We start from the raw sequence: 18571 nt of genomic DNA on the forward strand, positions 1-18571 counted from the left end.
CCGCCGCCCTTCTTTCGAATCCCCTGCCCCAGTAGATCCATGACCGCTTCCGAAGACCGCAACCTTCCCCTGTTCGAACGTGCCCGCCAGGTCATCCCCGGCGGCGTCAACTCGCCGGTGCGCGCCTTCCGCGCCGTCGGCGGCACGCCGCGTTTCGTCAAGCGCGCCGAGGGCGCGTATTTCTGGGACGCCAACGACCAGCGCTTCATCGACTACATCGGCTCCTGGGGCCCGATGATCCTGGGCCACGGCCATCCGGCGGTGCTGGAAGCCGTGCAGAAGGCGGCGCTGGACGGCTTCTCCTACGGCGCGCCGACCGAACGCGAGATCGAGCTGGCCGAGAAGATCATCGAGATGATGCCGTCCATCGAGATGGTGCGGCTGGTGAACTCCGGCACCGAGGCCGGCATGAGCGCCATCCGCCTGGCGCGCGGCGTGACCGGCCGGCGCACCATCGTCAAGTTCGAGGGCTGCTACCACGGCCATGCGGATGCGCTGCTGGTCAAGGGCGGCTCGGGCATGGCGACCTTCGGCCATCCCACCTCGGCCGGCGTGCCGCCGGAGGTGGTGCAGCACACGCTGGTGCTGGAGTTCAACAACGTGGCCCAGCTCGAGGAAGCCTTCGAGCAGTACGGCGTGGACATCGCCTGCGTGATCCTGGAGCCGATCGCCGGCAACATGAATTTCGTGCGCGCCAGCCCCGAGTTCGCCAAACGCGCGCGCGAGTTGTGCACCGAGAACGCCGCACTGCTGATCTTCGACGAGGTGATGACCGGTTTCCGCGTGGGCCTGAACAGCGCCCAGGGCGTGATGGGCATCACGCCCGACATCACGGTGATGGGCAAGGTGATCGGCGGCGGCATGCCGCTGGCGGCCTTCGGCGCCTCGCGGGCCATCATGGAACACCTGGCGCCGCTGGGGCCGGTGTACCAGGCGGGCACGCTGTCGGGCAACCCGATCGCCACCGCCTGCGGGCTGGCCACGCTCAACGAGATCAGCAAGCCCGGCTTTTTCGATTCGCTGTCGGCGCGCACCACCCGGCTGGTCGACGGCCTGGCCGGCGCCGCTGCCAAGGCCGGGCTGGATTTCGCCAAGGACAGCCAGGGCGGCATGTTCGGCTTCTTCCTGCTGGACCACCTGCCGCAGCACTACACCCAGGTGCTGAAGACCGATACCGAGAAGTTCGGCCGGCTGTTCCACGGCCTGCTGGACCGGGGTGTGTACATCGCGCCGGCGCTGTACGAAGCGGGTTTCGTCAGCGGCGCCCATACGGACGCCGACATCGACGAGACGGTGGCCGCGGCGGCCGAGGTCTTCGCGAAGCTCTGAGGCTCAGTCGAAGCGTCCGCGCAGGCCCACGGTGAGCCTGCGGCCGGGCGCCGATTCGTAGAAGCGGCTGTTGCCGTCGTTGACGATCAGCGAGCCGGCATAGGCGCGGTCGAACAGGTTGTCGACGCGGCCCCAGGCGTACCAGGAAACGCCGCCGGCCTTGAACTCGTGGCCGGCCTTCAGCGCCACCGTGCCGTAGCCCGAGGCGGCCTGGCTGTTGAGGTCGTCCGCGAAGGCCTTGGCCGAGACCGATACCTCGGCGCCGACCTTCCAGCCGGCAAGCGGCATGGCGTCCAGGCCGAATTGCGCGGTGTCCTGGGCGGTGCCGGGCAGCTGGTTGCCGCGCTTGACGGGCGATCCGCCCGCCGTCGAATAGGCGCTGTCGAAGAAGGCGTCGAGATGGGTGTAGGCCAGGCGCGGCGTCCAGCGCATCGCACCCCAGGGCTTGCCGGCGATCGCCAGCTCGCCGCCGCGGCGCACCACCGCGTCGGCGTTCTGGTAGACGGTGCGGCCATTCACCGTGGCGGCCGGCACGATCTCGTGGCGGCTGCGGGCTTCGAAGAGCGATGCCTGCAGGTCGAAGCGTTCGGCCTGCCACTTGGCGCCGATCTCCACCTGCTTGCTGCTGGCGGCGGCCAGTCCGAAGTTGGGGCCGGTGCTGCCCACGCTGTAGGCCATCTCGGCCAGCGTCGGCGTTTCGAAACCCTGGCCGGCGTTGGCGTAGAGGTTCCAGTTGTCGGCCACGCTCCAGACCACGCCCAGCGCGGGGCTGGTCTGGCGATAGGTGCGGCTGCCGCTGTCGTCGGGATTGGTGGCGGTGACGTAGTTGTCGTCCACCGACAGCTTCACCTGGCTGGCGCGGGCGCCGGCGATGAAACGCCAGTTCGGCGTGGCCTGCCAGTCGACCTGGGCGAACAGGTCGTTGTTGCCGGCGCGGTCGATCTCGTTGCGGCGCAGGTCGCCGGCATCGCCGTTGTTGTTGACAAAGCCCTGGCGGTGTTCGCGCTGACGGTCGGCGGTGGCGCCCACGGTCCAGGACAGCGGCAGGCCGGAAGCGGTGGGCACGCTGTGCGTCCAGCTCAAGCCCGCGCCGCCGTAACGGCGCGACAGGTCCACCACGCCGCCCGCGCTGGTCAGCGCCGCGCCGCTCATCGAAAGGTACTGGGTCAGGTCGCGCTGGCCGCCGTAGACACGCGCCTGGATACGGTCCTGGGCGCCCAGGCGCTGGTCCAGCACCAGGCCGAGCTGGTTCTGCTCGACCGACTTGCGGGTGTTGAAGCTGCCGGCGACGCTGGCCGACTGGCGCGGATCGGCCTTGAGCTGCGCCGCCGTCAGGCCCAGCGGGTCCTGCGCGCGCGGCTGGTTGAAGAGATTGACCAGGGCAGTGACGGTGGTGTCGCTGCTGGGCCGCGCCACCAGCTTGCCGTTGAGCTGGGTGCGCTCGGCGGCGCTGTGTTCGCGCCAGCCGTCGGTTTCCATGTGCGAGATGTCGAGCAGGCCGCCGAGGGTGCGGTCGCCAAAGTCGAAGGAGGCATCGGCCGCGCGCAGGCCGTAGGCGCCGGCGGTGACCGAGGCGCTGGCGCCGCCGCCGGGCTTGGGATCGCGGGTGAAGACCTGCACCACGCCGCCGGCCGAGTTGCCGTACTGCTGGGCCAGCGGGCCCCGCAGCACGTCGATGCGTGCCGCGGAGGCGAGCTGGGCGGTGGCCGCCTGGCCCTGGCCGTCGGGCGATGTGGCGGGGATGCCGTCGACCAGGATGCGCACCCCGCGCACGCCGAAGGTGGAGCGCGAACCGAAGCCGCGCACGGCGATCTGCAAATCCTGCGCGTAGTTCTGGCGGTCCTGCACCACCACGCCGGGCTGGGCGAAGAGCAGTTCGGACAGGTTGATCAGCGGGGTTTCGGCGCGGAAACCATCGACCGCGATGCTGGTCTGGCTGGCGGCGGAGTCGAATCGGCGCTGTGCTTCGGCGCTGGCCTCGACCTGGACGGTGGGCAGAGCGGTCTGAGCGGCGGTCTGGGCCAAGGCGGGCAAGGCGGCCAGGGCAGCGGCCAGGGCGGACAGCGCGGGAACACCGCGCGGGAACAGGACGGGCATGGGATCTTGGGAATTCTGAAAGCGCGGATGCGGCGGAACGCATTGTTCACACAAAGCCTGTTCGGCGATGGCGCAGGGGATTGCGTAAAAACAGAACAGTTTGCACCCACTTTCTCTCTCGCTTCGCTCAGGCCTCCGGGGCACGGGCCGGATTCAGCAGCTGGTACGGCTTTTGCCCATGGGCCAGCCGGCAAGCTTTTCAACCGAAACGGAATCCCATGAACATCGCTCCGAGCAGCCCTTCCGTCCACCATCCCCGCCGGTCCAGCGCGGCGCGCCTGCTTCCCTGGAGCGAGCGCATCCTGGCCACGGCGAACGCGCGTGCGCTGATCGCCCGGCTGCATGCGGAACACGGCCCCTTGATGTTCCACCAGGCCGGCGCTGGCGCCGGTGCGGAACCCAGCCTGCCGCTGTGTTTCGTGCAGGGCGACTTTCCCCTGGTCGAGATGGATGTGCTGCTGGGCGATATCGGCGGCACGCCCTTCTATGTCAGCCACGGCCAGTACCGCGCGCTCGAGCATTCGCAGCTGCGGCTGGATGCGACCGAGGGGCTGGCCGGGGTGTTCTCGCTGGAGCGCTCGACCGGCATGCGGTTTTCCACCACGGTCAGGCCGCTGCTGCGTCCCGTGGCGCGGCGGACCGCGGCCACGTCGGCCGCGCGGCCGGACATGCGCGGCTAGCGCGCACGCAGCCGGCGATAGACCGTGTTGCGGGCGACACCCAGCGAACGCGCGGCCGCCGAAACATTGCCTCCATGTTGCTGCAGTGCATGGTCGATCGCCGATGCGGTGACGGTCTGCAGCGACAGGGCCTCCTCCGGCCTCGGCCGGTGGGGCCGCGCATCCGGCGCCCCATCCACCGGGGCCTCGGCGAAGACCGGCGACGGTCGGATGGGCGATGACAGGTCTTCCAGGAAATCGTCCGGCAGGTGCCGCAAGCCGATCAGGGCTTCGCCGGCACCGAGTGCGCAAGCCGTCCGCAGCAGGCTGGCGAGTTGCCGCAGATTGCCGGGCCAGGGATGGCGCACGAAAAGGGCCAGCACTTCCTCGTCCAGGCGCTGCGGTGCCATGCCGGCGGCGGCACATTCCTGCTGCAGCAGCCGGCTCGCCAGGGCAGGCAGGTCGCAGCGCTCGCGCAGCGCCGGCAGGCGCAGCACCAGGCCGTTGATGCGCCAGTAGAGATCGTCGCGAAAGCCGCCCGAAGCCCGCAGCGCCCGCAGGTCGCGGTGGGTGGCGCAGACGATGGAGAGATTCACCGGCACCGGTCGGCCACCGCCGAGCGGTGTGACTTCGCGCTCCTGCAGCACCCGCAGCAGGCGCGATTGCAGGGCCAGCGGCATGTCGCCGATCTCGTCGAGAAACAGGGTGCCGCCATCGGCCTGCTGGATGCGGCCGGGGCTGCCCTTGCGGCGCGCGCCGGTGAAGGCGCCCTCCTCGTAGCCGAAGAGTTCCGATTCGATCAGATGCTCGGGCAGCGCGGCGCAGTTGACCGCGACCAGCGGCCGCCCGCGCCGCGGCGAATCGTGGTGGATGGCGCGCGCCAGGATTTCCTTGCCGGTGCCGGTTTCGCCCTGGATCAGCACCGGGATGTCGCGTCCGGCCAGGCGCTGCAGGCGGTCTATCAGTGCCGAGACGGCGGGGTCGCCGGTGCGCAGCGCTTCCAGGCCCGGGCTGGCGGCATCGCCGTGCGGTCGCCGGGTGGGCGCCGATGCCGGCGCGAGCGGCGCGGCTTCGCCGGCCACGTCGCAGTTGGCGGCCACCAGCACAGGCAGGCTGGCCGGCGGTCGGCGCAGGCGCACCCGGGCGATGACCTTCACCCCGCCGGTGATGTGCAGCTCCATCGGCTCGCCGCCGGCCGAGCGGCCATGCGCCAGCAGCTCGGAAACCGGACGGCCGAAGAGCGAACCGAAGGTGTGGGCCTGCAAGCAACGCAGCGACATGCCCAGCTGGAAGGCCGCACTGCGGTTGGCCGAGAGAAAACGCCCGTCCATGTCGAAGGCCGCGATGCCTTCGAGCAGCGTGCCCAGGAACTCCGGCCGCGCATGGAAGTGCAGCTGCACCTGGGCATCGAAATGCCGCACGAACAGGTGGTTTTCCACCATCTGGGCCGACATGCGCACCAGCGCCAGCGTGTGTTTGCCCTGGCTGCGGTGGTCGCTGCTCACATCGAGCGAGCCGAGCAGCTCGCCCAGCGGATCGACGATGGGTGCACAGGAGCAGCTCAGGAACTGGTTGACCCGCAGGAAATGCTGTTCCGCATGGATCTGCATCGGCTCCCCTTCCGCCAGCGCGGTGCCGATGGCGTTGGTGCCCCGTGTTTCCTCGGACCAGGCGACGCCGGGCTGCAGCGCGACCCGCTGCGCGCGCGCGAGGAAGTCGGCATCGCCCAGCGAATGCAGGATGGTGCCGTGCCGGTCGGTGAGCAGCACCATGCTGTGGGTGCCGGCGACCTGGCTGTAGAGGTTCTCCATCACCGGGCGTGCATGGGTGCCCAGCGTGGAATTGCGTTCGCGCAGCACCTTGAGTTCACGTGGCGCCAGCACACAGACTTCGGGCGTGCGGTTGCGCTGCAGTCCGAACGCATGGGATCGCTGTCGCGAGCGCTGCAGCACGGCCATGGCATCGGCATGCTGGACCAGCGCGGGGGATCGCACCGGCGCGGATTCGGTGAGCGGGTCGTGCATGAGATTCGGAGGTCAAAACGATCTCCGAAGTTAGCATTTGCCAACCCAAATATCCAGGTGAAATCGCGCTGGCGGCGGCATGCCCGCCGGCAGGCGCGATGGGGGCCTCAGTGGCGGAAGTGACGCACGCCGGAGAACACCATGGCCACGCCGCGCTCGTCGGCCGCCGCGATCACTTCCGGGTCACGCATGCTGCCGCCCGGCTGGATGACGCAGCTGGCGCCGGCATCGACCACCACGTCCAGGCCGTCGCGGAAGGGGAAGAAGGCATCGCTGGCCACCGCCGTGCCGGCCAGGCTCAGCTTGGCATGCTCGGCCTTGATGCTGGCGATGCGGGCCGAGTCGAGCCGGCTCATCTGGCCGGCGCCCACGCCCATGGTCATGCCGTCCTTGCAGAAGACGATGGCATTGCTCTTGACGTACTTGGCGACCTTCCAGGCGAAGAGCAGGTCCTGCAGTTGCTGCGGCGTGGGCTGCACCTTGGTGACGACCTTGAGTTCGGCCAGGGTCAGCTCGCGGTTGTCGGCGGTCTGCAGCAAGAGGCCCGAGCCGATGCGCTTGACGTCCATGGCGTTGCGGCCCTGGGCCCAGGCGGTGTCGCCGCCCGGCGGCAGGGCGATCTCCAGCAGGCGCACATTGGCCTTGGCCTTGAAGATCTCCAGCGCCTCGGCCGAGAAGCCGGGCGCCATCAGCACTTCGACGAACTGCCTGGAAACCGCCTGCGCCGCCGCCGCATCCACCGGCTGGTTGAAGGCGATGATGCCGCCGAAGGCCGAGGTCGGATCGGTCTGGAAGGCCTTGGAATAGGCTTCCAGCGCATCGCGTCCCACGGCCACGCCGCAGGGGTTGGCGTGCTTGACGATGACGCAGGCGGGCAGCTCGAAGCTCTTGACGCATTCCCAGGCGGCATCGGCATCGGCGATGTTGTTGTAGCTGAGTTCCTTGCCCTGCAGCTGCTTGGCGGTGACCAGCGAGCCGGGCGCCGGGTACAGGTCGCGGTAGAAGGCGGCCTGCTGGTGCGGGTTCTCGCCGTAGCGCAGGTCCTGCAGCTTGATGAAACGGCCGTTGGACTGACCGGGGAACAAGGCGTGGCTGCCGTCTTCCTGGATCTGCGAGAGGTAGTCGCTGATCGCGCCGTCGTACTGGCTGATGCGGTTAAAGGCGGCCACCGACAGGGCGAAGCGGGTCTTTTTCGACAGCTCGCCGGCCTGCAGCTCGGCCAGCACCTCGGCGTATTGCGAGGCGTCGGTCAGCACGCCGACATCCTTCCAGTTCTTGGCGGCGCTGCGCACCATGGCCGGGCCGCCGATGTCGATGTTCTCGATGGCGTCTTCCAGCGTGCAGCCGGGGCGGGCCACGGTGGCTTCGAAGGGATAGAGGTTGACCACCAGCAGGTCGATGGTCTCGATGCCGTGCTCGGCCAGTGCGGCCATGTGCTCGGGCAGGTCGCGCCGGGCCAGCAGGCCGCCGTGCACCTTGGGATGCAGGGTCTTGACGCGGCCGTCGAGCATCTCGGGGAAACCGGTGACTTCGGCCACTTCGGTGACGGGCAGGCCTTCCTTGGCCAGCAGCGCGGCGGTGCCGCCGGTGGAGAGCAGGCGGATGCCCAGGGCGTGCAGGCCACGGGCGAAGTCGACGATGCCGGTCTTGTCGGAAACGGAAAGCAGTGCGTTCATGGGGCGGAGGTGTTCAGGCAAGGAGGCGCGTGGGGTGCGGCGGCACGAGGCCTGCCGCGCGGATTCATTTCAGGAGCTTGTGCTCCACCAGCTTCTTGCGAAGCGTGTTGCGGTTCAGGCCCAGCCAGTCGGCGGCGCGCGACTGGTTCTGCTCGGCCTCGGCCATGACGACTTCCAGCAGGGGCCGCTCCATCACCTGGATCAGCATGTTGTACATGCCGTGGGGCTGTTCTCCGCCCAGGTCGCGGAAATAGCCTTCCAGGCTGTCGCGTATGCAGGTTTCGATCATTTGTTTGCTCATGCTCTTCTCTCTACTCAACTCTTTTTTTCTTGCAACGGATGGGCCGGGCTGCCGGCCTCGCGTCAGCCGCAGGCGTCCTGGGCGTGCCCGTCTTCCTCGCATTCGGGCGCAGGCGCGGCTTTCACCGGAAGGCGATCCGAGCGCGTTCCGAGTTCGTCGAAATAGTCGGCGACAGCCTGCCACTGCACGCGGCAGTCGGCTATGCCGTTCATACGCTTGCGAAATTCCTCGCCGCCGGGCAGGCCGTGGACGTACCAGCCGATGTGCTTGCGTGCGCTGCGCACGCCGGTGCTTTCGCCGTACAGAAGATAGTGTTCGTCCAGGTGGTCCAGCAGCAGGCGGCGCACTTCGGCCACCAGCGGCTGCGCGAGATGCTCGCCGGTCGCCAGGAAATGGGCGATCTCGCGGAAGATCCAGGGCCGGCCCTGGGCCGCGCGGCCGATCATGACGGCGTCGCAGCCGGTGGCGGCGAAGACATCGCGTGCACGCTCGGGGCTGCTGATGTCGCCGTTGGCGACCACCGGTATCCGCACCGCGGCTTTCACCGCGGCGATGGTTTCGTATTCGGCTTCGCCCCGGTAGCCCTGCTCGCGGGTGCGGCCGTGCACCGTCAGCATCTGGATGCCGGCCGACTCGGCGGCGCGGGCGATGGAGACGGCGTTGCGGTGGGCCTGGTCCCAGCCGGTGCGCATCTTCAGCGTCACCGGCACGCCATGCGGCGCGGCGGCGGCCACCACGGCCTCGACGATGGACAGCGCCAGCGGCTCGTCCTGCATCAGCGCCGAACCGGCCCACTTGTTGCAGACCTTCTTGGCCGGGCAGCCCATGTTGATGTCGATGACCTGGGCGCCGCGTTCGATGTTGTAGGCCGCGGCCTCGGCCATCATGGCCGCGTCGGTGCCGGCGATCTGCACCGCGATCGGCGTGGTTTCACCGCGATGGTCGGCCCGGCGCGAGGTCTTCAGGCTGTTCCACAGATCGCGGCGGGAGGTGACCATCTCGCTGACCGCGTAACCGGCGCCCAGGTTCTTGCACAGCTGCCGGAACGGCCTGTCCGTCACACCGGCCATGGGGGCGGCGAACAAGCGATTGGCAAGCGCAATGGGGCCGATCTGCATGGCAAGAGGTGGGATGGAGGCGGGGGTGGGGAGAAAGACGTTCGCAAAAGCGAAGGGCGTGATTCTAGCTGCCCAAAACTTCAGCACCGGAAATGCGTTACAGCGCCGCAACGGCCGCTGCGATACTCGCTCCACATGCAATCCTGGCTTGACACATTCCTGCAGTTATTGGCTCTGCCCCAGTACGGGCTGAGCACCCTCTTCATCGCGTCCTTCATTTCGGCGACCCTGCTGCCGATCGGCTCCGAGCCCTTTCTCTTCGGCCTGCTCAAGCTCAATCCGGACATGTTCTGGCCCGCCATCCTCGTGGCCACGGCCGGCAACACCCTGGGCGGCGCCTTCGACTGGTGGCTGGGCTACGGCGCGCACAAGGTGGCGGACCGGTACAGCCACTCCAAGCATCACACCCGGGTGATCGAATGGCTGGAACGCCTGGGCCCCAAGGCTTGCCTGCTGAGCTGGCTACCGCTGGTGGGCGACCCGCTGTGCGCCGTGGCGGGCTGGCTGCGCCTGCCGTTCTGGCCCTGCCTGTTCTACATGCTGACCGGCAAGTTCCTGCGCTACCTGGCCATGACGGCGGTGCTGGTGCACTTCTTCGCCGATTGATGCGGCGGCCGTGGCCCCGGAAAACTCAGGGCGCGGCGGATGAGGTTTGCGCGACGGTCGAGTCGAAACGCAGCGGACCGTACCAGGCGCGGGCCTGGGTGCGGGTGTTGTCGCTATCGGTCATCAGGGCGACGCCGGTGAGTTTGCCGGGCGCCTCGCCGAAGGCCCGCTCGAAATCGGCACGCACATCGCGCTGGTAGGCCGTCCACTGGCCCAGCCGGCCCGGACCGGACTCCACCACGATGGAGCGCACACGCGCGCTGCGCGGATGAACGATGACGGCACCCGGCGGCCGGTGGTTGCACCAGACGTACATCAGCGTTGCATAGGGCATTTCTTCGCCGGTGACGGCGCGGGCCAGTTCCGCCATGGCCGACTCGCGCACGGTGAAACGGCTGCGGTCCCCGTCGAAGGCCAGCACCACACGGGCGGGTGCATCGTCGGTCTCGCGCACGCCGAGGTCGGCGGTAGCGATCAGCGAGGACACCTTCCACGAGAACTGCATGTTGCCCAGCAATTCGGGGGCGACCTCCATGTGCGTGCGCAGCATGCTGGCGGAGGACTCCGAGGTAGCCCGCACCGCCACCCGGCCGTCGTCGCGCACGTAGTCGTAGCGGGTTTCCTGCTTGCCCGGCAGCGGGTAATGCTCCCAGCGGGGCACCTGCCGCATCTGCCCGGCGACATCACCGAGCGAGCGGCTCCAGCTGCGTTCTTCCGCGCTGGCCGGTGCCGCCGCGGCGACCGGGTCACCACCATCGCGGCCGGAACGGTCCGTGGCACAAGCACCCAGCACGAGGGGAATCAGGGCAAGCGCCAAACGCGGCAAGGCATGGACAGGCAAGGGCATGGAGGCGCAGCTTAAGCCTTTCCATCTGCAATCGGAATGAACCGGATGATTCGTATGGGGTATTCGATGGCCCTGAACTGCGGCGCCCATAAAAAAAGCCCCCGGCTTGCGCCAGGGGCTTTTTGACTTCTGTCTGCATGCTGGCTCGAGGCCAGCTTGCAAATTAGAAGGAGTGCTTCACGCCGACAGCGAAAGCGGTGACGTCGCCGCCAACGGTCGGGGCGCCAGCAGCCAGGCCGCCCACGCCGCCGTTCAGGCCGAATTGGCCGCCGTTCTTGTTGGTCAGGCGAGCCAGGTCAGCGTACAGAGCGGTGCGCTTGGACAGGTTGTACACGTAGCCGACAGAGTACTTGTTGGCATCAACGTTGTTGCCCTTGGTGTCGTAGCGGCTGACTTGCACGCGCAGAACGCCAGCACCCAGGGGAGCGGTAGCGCCCAGAGCGTAGGTGTTCAGCTTGTAGTCGGCGATCGTTGCACGGCCGTCGATCTTGTCTTGCTGGATGAAGACCATGGGCTTGACCACGCCGAAGTCGTAAGAAGCGCCGATGTTGGCGATCTTGTAGTCTTCTGCGTAGAAGGTGGTGCCGACGGTACGGACGGCGTCAGCGAACTGGCCGTACGAAGCGGACACGTCCAGGGGGCCGTTTGCGTAGCCCAGACGGCCACCCATGTAGTTGCCGGTCTTGTCGGTGATGGCGTTGGCAGCCGAGGTGCTCAGGCCGTTGGCCAGGGTCACAGCGGTCTGGGTGGAAGCGCGCTCGCCGAAGGCGTATTGCACGTTACCGTAGAAGCCGCCCAGGTTCGAAGGCAGGAAGTACGACACGGCGTTGCTCACGCGGGTCGTGCCGTTCAGGCCGGTCACGCCAGCGCCAGCAGCGCCGAACTGTTCGATCTGTTCGAAGCCACGCTGGCCGGACACGTCGTACGAGATCGACGGCAGGTAGGTAGCAGCGAAGTCACGGCCCAGGCGGATTTCACCGAAGGTGCCCGACAGGCTGATGGTCGAACGACGTTGGAAGTCGTAGCCGGTGGTTTGCGAAGCGCCACCGCCGACGTCGTTGTTCAGAGCGCCTTCCAGCCAGAAGCTGGCAGCCAGGCCGCCACCGAGGTCTTCGGTGCCGCGGAAGCCCAGACGAGCGGTGGAGTTGCCGCCGGTCAGCAGGCCGGTCACGTGACCAGCGCCGTCAGCCTTGATGTAGCCAACGCCAGCATCAACGATACCGAACAGGGTGACCGAAGATTGGGCCATTGCGGCGCCGGAAGCAGCCAGCACAGCCAGGGCGATCAGAGATTTTTTCATTGCGAGTTCTCCAAGGTTAAACAGAGGGCGCCGGATCGAAAGAAACACTCGTGCACTGTGTCGCACATCCCTGTTCCCACCGGTTCCCCGGGCCAACCTCCTCTTCGGAAGTTGGACGTATTCGACCAGACGCGTCCTTGGGGCGCAAAGGATTTATGGGCGCAGAGGACCACAATTCGGGGTTTCGTTGCATCACAACAACGAATAAATCCGACGATGGCTGCGCACTGACAACAACGTCGGAGAGGTCCTACATGCACACCCCGAGCCCGACCCCAGCTGTAGTTGGTCCGGGACCACAATCCAATGGCGGCATGTTGCCATCCGCCACCGAAAGCGGCGCTCGCAGCTGCTGCGATACGAAAGGGAAAAACTCAAATGGAAAAACTCCTGCAGACCGCCGACGCAGCCCTGCGCACGCTTTTTGCCGAGCATCGCGCCGCGCGTCCGCTGCCTTCGGCCAGCCCCGACACGCCGTCAGCGGAACTGTCCGCCGACGAAAAAAGGCTGTCGGCTGCGTACATGCGCGTCAACCATGTCGGCGAAATCTGCGCACAGGCGCTCTATACCGCTCAGGCGGCCAGCACGAACAACCGTGAATTGCGCGCGCAGTTCGAAGCTGCCGCGCGTGAGGAAACCGACCATCTGGCCTGGACACGCCAGCGCCTGGATGCCCTGGGCTCGCGCCCCAGCCTGCTCAATCCGCTCTGGTATGCAGGCGCATTCGCCCTGGGGCTGGTGGCCGGCAGGATCGGCGACCGGGTCAGCCTGGGCTTCGTGGCCGAGACCGAAGACCAGGTCAGCGAGCATCTCGGCAGCCACCTGAGCCGGCTGCCGGCCGGTGACGGCGCTTCACGCGCCATCGTCGCGCAGATGAAGATCGATGAAGAAGAGCATGCGGACGCCGCCCGCCATGCAGGAGCCGTCGAGCTGCCGGCGCCGGTCAAGGCGCTGATGCGCGGTGCCGCCCGTGTCATGACGACGACGGCGCATTACATCTGATCAGCGCCTCAGGCGACTTCGATCAGCTCGAAGCCCGTGGTGATCTCGGCCATCTGGCCCAGCATGATGCTGGCCGAGCAGTACTTCTCATGGCTGAGCGCGATCGCCCGCTCGACGGCCGAAGCCGGGATACCCTTGCCGGTCACCGTGAACTGCATGTGGATCTTGGTGAAGATCTTGGGATCGACCGCCGCACGTTCGCTGCTGAGGCGGACGGTACAGCCGCGAACGTCGTGCCGGCCGCGCTTGAGGATCAGCACCACGTCATAGGCCGTGCAGCCGCCGGTGCCGGCCAGCAGCAGTTCCATCGGCCGCGGCGCCTGATTGCGGCCGCCGTTCTCCGGCCTCGCCTCGTCAGGCGCGCCATCCATGGCGACGACGTGGCCGCTGCCGGTCTCGGCGACGAAACCCATGGGCGAGCGGGTTCCCGCGCCGCCGGTCCAACTTACAGTGCATTCCATTGCTCGGCTCTTTCTGTTTTCGATGTCTGCGGAGGCCATTGTCGCTTTTCGCACACAGATCCCGGAAGGGGGTTGTTGCAACGCAGCAAGAGGCCGCTATACTTCGATCCATCGCAGCGCCCATCGGGTTTTTCCCGAAACAGGTTTTTACCTAGGTCGCCGCACCAGTTGTCTCCTCCACCTCCTCCTTTGGTGGATTTAGCCCCGAGTCGCAAGACTCGGGGCTTTTTTCTTTGGCGCCTATGATCGCGCGCCATGACCCAAGCACCGCAGCCGCTGACGCCGGCCGACTACCTCACCCGCATCCTCAACGCCCGTGTGTACGACGTGGCGGTCGAAACCCCGCTGGAACGCGCCCGCAACCTGAGCGCGCGCCTGGGCAACACGGTGCTGCTCAAGCGCGAGGACCAGCAGCCGGTGTTCAGCTTCAAGCTGCGCGGCGCCTACAACAAGATGGCCCGGCTGTCGGCCGAGCAGTTGGCCCGCGGCGTGATCTGCGCCTCGGCCGGCAACCATGCCCAGGGCGTGGCGATGAGCGCACGCAAGCTCGGCACCCGGGCGGTCATCGTGATGCCCACCACCACGCCCCAGCTGAAGGTGGATGCCGTGCGCGCCCTCGGCGGCGAGGTGGTGCTGCACGGCGACAGCTACACCGACGCCTACGGCCATTCGGTCGAACTGGAAAAGGCTCAGGGCCTGACCTTCGTCCATCCCTTCGACGACCCCGACGTGATCGCCGGCCAAGGCACCATCGCCATGGAAATCCTGCGCCAGGTCCAGGGCATCGGCCAGGGGCCGGGCTCCGACCGGCTCGACGCCGTCTTCGTGGCCATCGGCGGCGGTGGGCTGATCTCGGGTGTCGCCAACTACATCAAGGCGGTGCGCCCGGGCGTGAAGGTGATCGGCGTGCAGATGAACGACTCGGACGCCATGATCCGCTCGGTGGCGGCGCACCAGCGGGTCACCCTGGCCGATGTCGGCCTGTTCTCGGACGGCACCGCGGTCAAGCTGGTGGGTGAAGAGACTTTCCGCATCGCCGCCAGCGGGCTGGTGGACGAGTTCATCACCGTCGACACCGATGCCGTCTGCGCGGCGATCAAGGATGTCTTCGTCGACACCCGCAGCATCGTCGAGCCGGCCGGCGCGCTGGCCGTGGCAGCCATCAAGCAGTACGCCGCCGCGCGTGGAACGCAGGGCGAGACCTACGCCGCCATCCTGTGCGGCGCCAACATGAATTTCGACCGGCTGCGTTTCGTGGCCGAACGCGCCGAGGTGGGCGAGGAGCGCGAAGCCCTCTTCGCCGTGACCGTGCCCGAGGAGCGCGGCAGCTTCCGGCGCTTCTGCGAATCGATCGGCAAACTTCCCGGCGGCGCCCGCAGCGTGACCGAATTCAACTACCGCATGCGCGACAGCGCCGATGCCCGCGAGGCGCAGGTCTTCGTCGGACTGACGACCTGGAAGCCGGGCGAGTCGGCCAGCATCGCGGAATTCTTCAGCGGCCTGGGTTTCTCGACCCTGGACCTGACCCACAACGAGATCGCCAAGGAGCATCTGCGCCACCTGGTGGGCGGCCGGCTGGGCACGGGCAGCGGCGCGCCGGAGCGGCTGCTGCGCATCGTCTTCCCGGAGCGGCCCGGCGCGCTGCTGAAGTTCCTCAGCCTGATGCAGCCCAACTGGAACATCAGCCTGTTCCACTACCGCAACCAAGGCGCGGATTACGGCCGCATCCTCGTGGGCATGCAGGTGCCGGACGAGGACGACGCGGCCTTCTCGCAGTTCCTCGGCACCCTGGGCTACCCGTGGTTCGAGGAAACCGGCAACCCCGCCTACCGGCTGTTCCTGCGCGGCTGAGGCGCTGGAGATGCTGGCCGAGGCAGCCCGCCACTTCCTGCTGGCGCTGCAGTTCTTCACCCGCATCCCGGTGACCGGTGCGCTCGCCGACTGGGCCGGCTACACGCCGGCACGGCTGCGTGCGGCGGCGGGACATTTCCCGGGCATCGGCTGGATCGTCGGCGCCTGGGCCTGCACGGTTTTCGCGGCGGCCCGCTGGCTGTGGGGCGATGGACCCATCGTGCCCCTGGCCGCAGCCGCCGCCAGCACGGCCGCAAGCGCCTGGCTCACCGGCGCCTTCCACGAAGACGGCCTGGCCGATACCGCCGACGGCCTGGGCGGCAGCGCCGGCAAGGCACGCGCGCTGGAGATCATGAAGGACTCGCGCATCGGCAGCTACGGCGCCCTGGCCCTGTGCCTGGCGGTCCTGGGCAAGATCGCCCTGCTGGCGGTGCTGGACGGCCACGGGCTCTGGCCCGCCCTTCTGCTACTGGGCACGGGCCATGTGTTTTCGCGCTTCTTCCCGCTGCTGCTGATACGTTCGCTGGTGCATGTGGGAGACGACGCACACACCAAGAGCAAGCCGCTGGCCGAACGCATCGCGACCGGCTCGCTGCTCACGGCCGCCCTGTGGTGCCTGCCGCCGCTGGTGCTGCTGCTGGCCTGCCTGGGCCCGGTTTGCGTGGCGGCCGGACTGGCCTGCGCGCTGGCCGCGCTGGGGTGGCTGCGCGGTCTTTTCCTGCGCCGGCTGGGCGGCTTCACCGGCGATTGCCTGGGTGCTGCGCAGCAGCTCTGCGAGATCGCCTTCTACGCCGGCGCCGCCGCCGCGCTGCGCTGATGCCGAGTCTCTGGCTGGTGCGGCACGCCAGGCCGCTGATCGCGCCGGGCCTGTGCTACGGACAGCTGGACGTGGCCGCCGATGCAGCGGAAACCGCCGCTGCAGCAGCCGAGCTGGCCAGCGCCCTGCCATCCGGCCTTCGGCTGCTGAGTTCCCCCTTGCAGCGCTGCACCAGCCTGGCGGAGGCACTGGCGGAGCTACGCCCTGATTTGACAGTACGACACGACAGCCGCCTCGCCGAGATGGCCTTCGGCCGCTGGGAAGGCCAGGCCTGGGACACGATAAGCGCCGACGCCCTCGCCGCCTGGACCGCCGATTTCGCCCACCATGCGCCGGGCGGCGGCGAGACGGTGAGCGCCTTCATGGCGCGTGTCTGCGATGCGTTCGATGCGCTGGAGGAACGCCCGCCGCAGCTGTGGATCACCCACGCCGGCGTGATCCGCGCCGCCAGCCTGATCGCCCAGGGGCGCCGGCAGGTGCATTCGGCCCAGGACTGGCCGGAGCAGCCCATCGGCTTCGGCAGCCGCACGGAACTGCGCTGGACCGCGAGCCCCTGATTACTTCAGCGCCGCCATGTCCAGCGTCAGCCCGGCGCCCGAGGAACCATCGCCCGGGCCCATCACCACCCGGCGCGGAGACACCGACTGCAGCACATAACCCGGCACCACCGTGCTGCCGACCCGGTAGGGCCGGGGCGACTGCCCATCCACCGCGATCAGCGCGGCACCCGCATGGGTGCTGCCGGCCAGCACACCCAGCAACTCGAAGCGGCTGGCGGCCGCCGGTGCCGAGGGCGCCGGGCCATCCGGCAGCACACCCAGCACCCGGCCCAGGGCCATGGCATCGGGCGCGCCGGCCGACGGCGCGGCGGCGGGCGGATAGGGCGCGCCGGCCAGCGGCGCGGACAGGCGCAGCGCCCAGAAAGCCGTACCGGCCAGGGCCAGCGCCCAGAGGGCGGATGTAGCCACAGGCCGAGCGAAGCGGGAGGGGAGGATCTGTCGCATCAGGGGATTATCATGGTGCGACGGCCCTGCCGCAGCCTTTTCCGCATCGCTTCGTTGCCCTTTCGTCCGCCTTATGCCCGCCTCCTTCCGACGCCTTCCACGCCGCCTCCAGGCCGGCTTCACCCTGATCGAACTGATGGTGGTGCTGGTCATCATCGGTGTGCTGGCCGCGCTGATCGTGCCCAATGTGCTCGAGCGCGCCGACGATGCGCGGGTGACCGCCGCCCGCACCGACGTCAACAACCTGATGCAGGCGCTCAAGCTCTACCGGCTGGACAACCAGCGTTATCCGACCGGCGAACAGGGCCTGCAGGCGCTGATCGCGCGGCCGACCAGCGCGCCGGTGCCGGCCAACTGGAAGCCTTATCTCGACAAGCTGCCCAACGACCCGTGGGGCCGGCCGTACCAGTACCTGAACCCGGGCGTGAAGGCGGAAGTGGACGTGATGTCCTTCGGTGCGGACGGCCAGTCCGGCGGCGAAGGCAAGAACGCCGATGTCGGCAGCTGGCAGTAGCGTGGGCCCCTCGGCTTCATCACTTCGTGTATTGCGCCATCCCCCGAGGGGAGGGCGCGGCCGCCTTGGGGCGGCCCGGCGGCGGCCGCTGGACGTGGCCGCTTAGGACATTTGGATGCGAGCGCTGTCTTCATCGACGCCCCGGACGACGGCGTCGGTTTTTGCAGGCGCGCGTCGCCATGCGGGGTTCACGCTGCTGGAGTTGCTGGTGGTGCTCGCGCTGATCGCCGTCGCGACCGCGGCGGTGACCCTGTCCATCCGCGATCCCTCCGAGACCCAGCTCGAACGCGAAGCCAGCCGGCTCGCCGCGCTGCTGGAAGCGGCGCGCGGACAGTCCCGCGCCAGCGGGATTCCGGTGGTCTGGCGGTCCGTCCCCGGGGGTTCGCGTTCGATGGCCTGGTGGGCAGCACGCTGCCCACACGCTGGCTCGATCCGGGCACGGGCACGGTCAGCGCCAACCCGGTGCTGCGACTGGGGCCGGATCCGCTGATCGGACGCCAGCAGGTCACCATCGCCATCCTCGCCAAGCCCGAACGCACGCTGCGCATCGGCACCGATGGCATCCGCCCGTTCACGGTCGAGACGGCCGCCGCGCCATGACTGCGCCGCTTTCGCGCTGCCGCGGCTTCACGCTGATCGAGGTGCTGGTCGCCGTCGCCATCGTGGCGATCGCGCTCATCGCCGGGCTGCAGGCCACCAGCGCGCTCACCCGCAATGCACAGCGGCAGTCCGACACGGTGCTGGCCCAGCTCTGCGCCAGCAACGAACTCACCCGCATCCGCCTGGCCCGGCAGCTGCCCGGCGTGGGCGACAACGACGCGAGCTGCGAACAGGCCGGGCAGATCCTGCATGTGCGGGTCTCCGTGCGGCCCACGCCCAATCCGAGTTTCCGGCGGGTGGATGCGGCGGTGGACGACGGGCGCTACCCCATCCTGCGGCTCTCCACCGTGGTCGGGCGGTACTGA

The 18571-nt window shown here is 68.4% G+C and carries 19 protein-coding genes and 1 pseudogene; 10 read left to right on the forward strand and 10 right to left on the reverse strand.

Annotation, left to right across the window (positions count from 1 at the left end):
- Positions 1 to 39 precede the first annotated feature (39 nt).
- Positions 40 to 1329 carry a glutamate-1-semialdehyde 2,1-aminomutase gene (hemL, locus tag GT347_RS09915; protein WP_160551799.1) on the forward strand — a complete coding sequence of 430 codons (1290 nt, stop codon included), beginning with the start codon at positions 40 to 42 and terminating at the stop codon, positions 1327 to 1329.
- Positions 1330 to 1332: 3 nt separating this feature from the next.
- Here the strand turns inward: hemL and GT347_RS09920 are convergent, their stop codons facing one another.
- Complete coding sequence (locus GT347_RS09920; protein WP_160551800.1) at positions 1333 to 3426, reverse strand: TonB-dependent receptor family protein; 2094 nt, start codon at positions 3424 to 3426, stop codon at positions 1333 to 1335.
- Between the two features lie 218 nt (positions 3427 to 3644).
- Here GT347_RS09920 and GT347_RS09925 point away from each other — a divergent pair, with 218 nt between their 5' ends.
- Positions 3645 to 4106 (forward strand): DUF779 domain-containing protein, encoded by a 462-nt coding sequence (locus GT347_RS09925; protein WP_160551801.1) that lies wholly within the window; start codon positions 3645 to 3647, stop codon positions 4104 to 4106.
- Here GT347_RS09925 and GT347_RS09930 read toward each other — a convergent pair.
- The 4 genes from GT347_RS09930 to dusB form a co-directional block, all read right to left on the reverse strand.
- A complete protein-coding gene (locus GT347_RS09930; protein ID WP_160551802.1) occupies positions 4103 to 6109 on the reverse strand; it encodes a sigma-54-dependent Fis family transcriptional regulator in 2007 nt (668 codons plus the stop codon). The genes GT347_RS09925 and GT347_RS09930 overlap by 4 nt on opposite strands.
- A gap of 107 nt (positions 6110 to 6216) precedes the next feature.
- On the reverse strand, positions 6217 to 7785 hold the full coding sequence (purH, locus tag GT347_RS09935) for a bifunctional phosphoribosylaminoimidazolecarboxamide formyltransferase/IMP cyclohydrolase (protein ID WP_160551803.1): 1569 nt from the start codon (positions 7783 to 7785) through the stop codon (positions 6217 to 6219).
- Positions 7786 to 7849: 64 nt separating this feature from the next.
- The gene (locus GT347_RS09940; RefSeq protein ID WP_160551804.1) at positions 7850 to 8086 is read right to left on the reverse strand and encodes a Fis family transcriptional regulator; all 237 of its coding nucleotides are present in this window, start codon (positions 8084 to 8086) and stop codon (positions 7850 to 7852) included.
- A 62-nt stretch (positions 8087 to 8148) separates the two neighbouring features.
- The gene (gene dusB / locus GT347_RS09945; RefSeq protein ID WP_160551805.1) at positions 8149 to 9204 is read right to left on the reverse strand and encodes a tRNA dihydrouridine synthase DusB; all 1056 of its coding nucleotides are present in this window, start codon (positions 9202 to 9204) and stop codon (positions 8149 to 8151) included.
- A gap of 135 nt (positions 9205 to 9339) precedes the next feature.
- Here dusB and GT347_RS09950 point away from each other — a divergent pair, with 135 nt between their 5' ends.
- Complete coding sequence (locus GT347_RS09950; RefSeq protein ID WP_160551806.1) at positions 9340 to 9810, forward strand: YqaA family protein; 471 nt, start codon at positions 9340 to 9342, stop codon at positions 9808 to 9810.
- Between the two features lie 25 nt (positions 9811 to 9835).
- Here GT347_RS09950 and GT347_RS09955 read toward each other — a convergent pair whose 3' ends face one another.
- Together GT347_RS09955 and GT347_RS09960 are read right to left on the reverse strand one after the other, a co-directional pair.
- Positions 9836 to 10657, reverse strand: coding sequence for a DUF3047 domain-containing protein (locus GT347_RS09955; RefSeq protein ID WP_160551807.1), 822 nt, complete (start codon positions 10655 to 10657; stop codon positions 9836 to 9838).
- Positions 10658 to 10820: 163 nt separating this feature from the next.
- On the reverse strand, positions 10821 to 11957 hold the full coding sequence (locus GT347_RS09960) for a porin (protein ID WP_229722814.1): 1137 nt from the start codon (positions 11955 to 11957) through the stop codon (positions 10821 to 10823).
- 378 nt (positions 11958 to 12335) lie between these two features.
- Between GT347_RS09960 and coq7 the strand changes: the two genes are divergently transcribed.
- The gene (gene coq7, locus GT347_RS09965) at positions 12336 to 12959 is read left to right on the forward strand and encodes a 2-polyprenyl-3-methyl-6-methoxy-1,4-benzoquinone monooxygenase (RefSeq protein ID WP_160551808.1); all 624 of its coding nucleotides are present in this window, start codon (positions 12336 to 12338) and stop codon (positions 12957 to 12959) included.
- Between the two features lie 8 nt (positions 12960 to 12967).
- Here coq7 and GT347_RS09970 read toward each other — a convergent pair whose 3' ends face one another.
- Positions 12968 to 13420: an OsmC family protein gene (locus GT347_RS09970; protein WP_160551809.1), complete on the reverse strand. Its 453-nt coding sequence runs from the start codon at positions 13418 to 13420 to the stop codon at positions 12968 to 12970.
- 255 nt (positions 13421 to 13675) lie between these two features.
- Here GT347_RS09970 and ilvA point away from each other — a divergent pair, with 255 nt between their 5' ends.
- The 3 genes from ilvA to GT347_RS09985 are packed head-to-tail and all read left to right on the forward strand — an operon-like array spanning position 13676 to position 16645.
- Positions 13676 to 15271 (forward strand): threonine ammonia-lyase, biosynthetic, encoded by a 1596-nt coding sequence (gene ilvA / locus GT347_RS09975; RefSeq protein ID WP_160551810.1) that lies wholly within the window; start codon positions 13676 to 13678, stop codon positions 15269 to 15271.
- A gap of 10 nt (positions 15272 to 15281) precedes the next feature.
- Positions 15282 to 16088, forward strand: coding sequence for an adenosylcobinamide-GDP ribazoletransferase (locus GT347_RS09980; protein ID WP_160551811.1), 807 nt, complete (start codon positions 15282 to 15284; stop codon positions 16086 to 16088).
- Positions 16088 to 16645 (forward strand): histidine phosphatase family protein, encoded by a 558-nt coding sequence (locus GT347_RS09985; RefSeq protein WP_160551812.1) that lies wholly within the window; start codon positions 16088 to 16090, stop codon positions 16643 to 16645. The genes GT347_RS09980 and GT347_RS09985 overlap by 1 nt, the downstream gene beginning before the upstream one ends.
- Here GT347_RS09985 and GT347_RS09990 read toward each other — a convergent pair whose 3' ends face one another.
- The gene (locus GT347_RS09990) at positions 16646 to 17056 is read right to left on the reverse strand and encodes a type II secretion system protein N (RefSeq protein WP_229722815.1); all 411 of its coding nucleotides are present in this window, start codon (positions 17054 to 17056) and stop codon (positions 16646 to 16648) included.
- A 109-nt stretch (positions 17057 to 17165) separates the two neighbouring features.
- Between GT347_RS09990 and gspG the strand changes: the two genes are divergently transcribed.
- Positions 17166 to 17606 carry a type II secretion system major pseudopilin GspG gene (gene gspG / locus GT347_RS09995; RefSeq protein WP_160551814.1) on the forward strand — a complete coding sequence of 147 codons (441 nt, stop codon included), beginning with the start codon at positions 17166 to 17168 and terminating at the stop codon, positions 17604 to 17606.
- Positions 17607 to 17708: 102 nt separating this feature from the next.
- Here gspG and GT347_RS27490 read toward each other — a convergent pair whose 3' ends face one another.
- Positions 17709 to 17864 (reverse strand): hypothetical protein, encoded by a 156-nt coding sequence (locus tag GT347_RS27490; RefSeq protein WP_229722965.1) that lies wholly within the window; start codon positions 17862 to 17864, stop codon positions 17709 to 17711.
- Between GT347_RS27490 and GT347_RS10000 the strand changes: the two are divergent.
- A pseudogene (locus GT347_RS10000) lies at positions 17809 to 18206 on the forward strand (type II secretion system protein GspH). The gene GT347_RS27490 and the pseudogene GT347_RS10000 sit on opposite strands and share 56 nt — an antisense overlap.
- Positions 18203 to 18571 (forward strand): type II secretion system minor pseudopilin GspI, encoded by a 369-nt coding sequence (gspI, locus tag GT347_RS10005; RefSeq protein ID WP_160551815.1) that lies wholly within the window; start codon positions 18203 to 18205, stop codon positions 18569 to 18571. Before GT347_RS10000 ends, gspI begins: the two are co-directional and overlap by 4 nt.

The organism is Xylophilus rhododendri (genome assembly GCF_009906855.1).
Taxonomy (GTDB): domain Bacteria; phylum Pseudomonadota; class Gammaproteobacteria; order Burkholderiales; family Burkholderiaceae_C; genus Xylophilus; species Xylophilus rhododendri.

Excerpts from the sequence above, each read along its gene's own strand:
- GT347_RS09980 (WP_160551811.1), top strand. The coding sequence starts at position 15,282 with ATGCTGGCCGAGGCAGCCCGCCACTTCCTGCTGGCGCTGCAGTTCTTC.
- GT347_RS27490 (WP_229722965.1), bottom strand. The coding sequence starts at position 17,864 with ATGGACAGGGTCACCGCCGCGGTCGCGACGGCGATCAGCGCGAGCACC.
- gspG (WP_160551814.1), top strand. The coding sequence starts at position 17,166 with ATGCCCGCCTCCTTCCGACGCCTTCCACGCCGCCTCCAGGCCGGCTTC.
- GT347_RS09940 (WP_160551804.1), bottom strand. The coding sequence starts at position 8,086 with ATGAGCAAACAAATGATCGAAACCTGCATACGCGACAGCCTGGAAGGC.
- GT347_RS09930 (WP_160551802.1), bottom strand. The coding sequence starts at position 6,109 with ATGCACGACCCGCTCACCGAATCCGCGCCGGTGCGATCCCCCGCGCTG.
- purH (WP_160551803.1), bottom strand. The coding sequence starts at position 7,785 with ATGAACGCACTGCTTTCCGTTTCCGACAAGACCGGCATCGTCGACTTC.
- GT347_RS09920 (WP_160551800.1), bottom strand. The coding sequence starts at position 3,426 with ATGCCCGTCCTGTTCCCGCGCGGTGTTCCCGCGCTGTCCGCCCTGGCC.
- GT347_RS09960 (WP_229722814.1), bottom strand. The coding sequence starts at position 11,957 with ATGAAAAAATCTCTGATCGCCCTGGCTGTGCTGGCTGCTTCCGGCGCC.
- GT347_RS09955 (WP_160551807.1), bottom strand. The coding sequence starts at position 10,657 with ATGCCCTTGCCTGTCCATGCCTTGCCGCGTTTGGCGCTTGCCCTGATT.
- GT347_RS09985 (WP_160551812.1), top strand. The coding sequence starts at position 16,088 with ATGCCGAGTCTCTGGCTGGTGCGGCACGCCAGGCCGCTGATCGCGCCG.
- GT347_RS09950 (WP_160551806.1), top strand. The coding sequence starts at position 9,340 with ATGCAATCCTGGCTTGACACATTCCTGCAGTTATTGGCTCTGCCCCAG.
- dusB (WP_160551805.1), bottom strand. The coding sequence starts at position 9,204 with ATGCAGATCGGCCCCATTGCGCTTGCCAATCGCTTGTTCGCCGCCCCC.
- hemL (WP_160551799.1), top strand. The coding sequence starts at position 40 with ATGACCGCTTCCGAAGACCGCAACCTTCCCCTGTTCGAACGTGCCCGC.
- coq7 (WP_160551808.1), top strand. The coding sequence starts at position 12,336 with ATGGAAAAACTCCTGCAGACCGCCGACGCAGCCCTGCGCACGCTTTTT.
- GT347_RS09925 (WP_160551801.1), top strand. The coding sequence starts at position 3,645 with ATGAACATCGCTCCGAGCAGCCCTTCCGTCCACCATCCCCGCCGGTCC.
- GT347_RS09970 (WP_160551809.1), bottom strand. The coding sequence starts at position 13,420 with ATGGAATGCACTGTAAGTTGGACCGGCGGCGCGGGAACCCGCTCGCCC.
- gspI (WP_160551815.1), top strand. The coding sequence starts at position 18,203 with ATGACTGCGCCGCTTTCGCGCTGCCGCGGCTTCACGCTGATCGAGGTG.
- ilvA (WP_160551810.1), top strand. The coding sequence starts at position 13,676 with ATGACCCAAGCACCGCAGCCGCTGACGCCGGCCGACTACCTCACCCGC.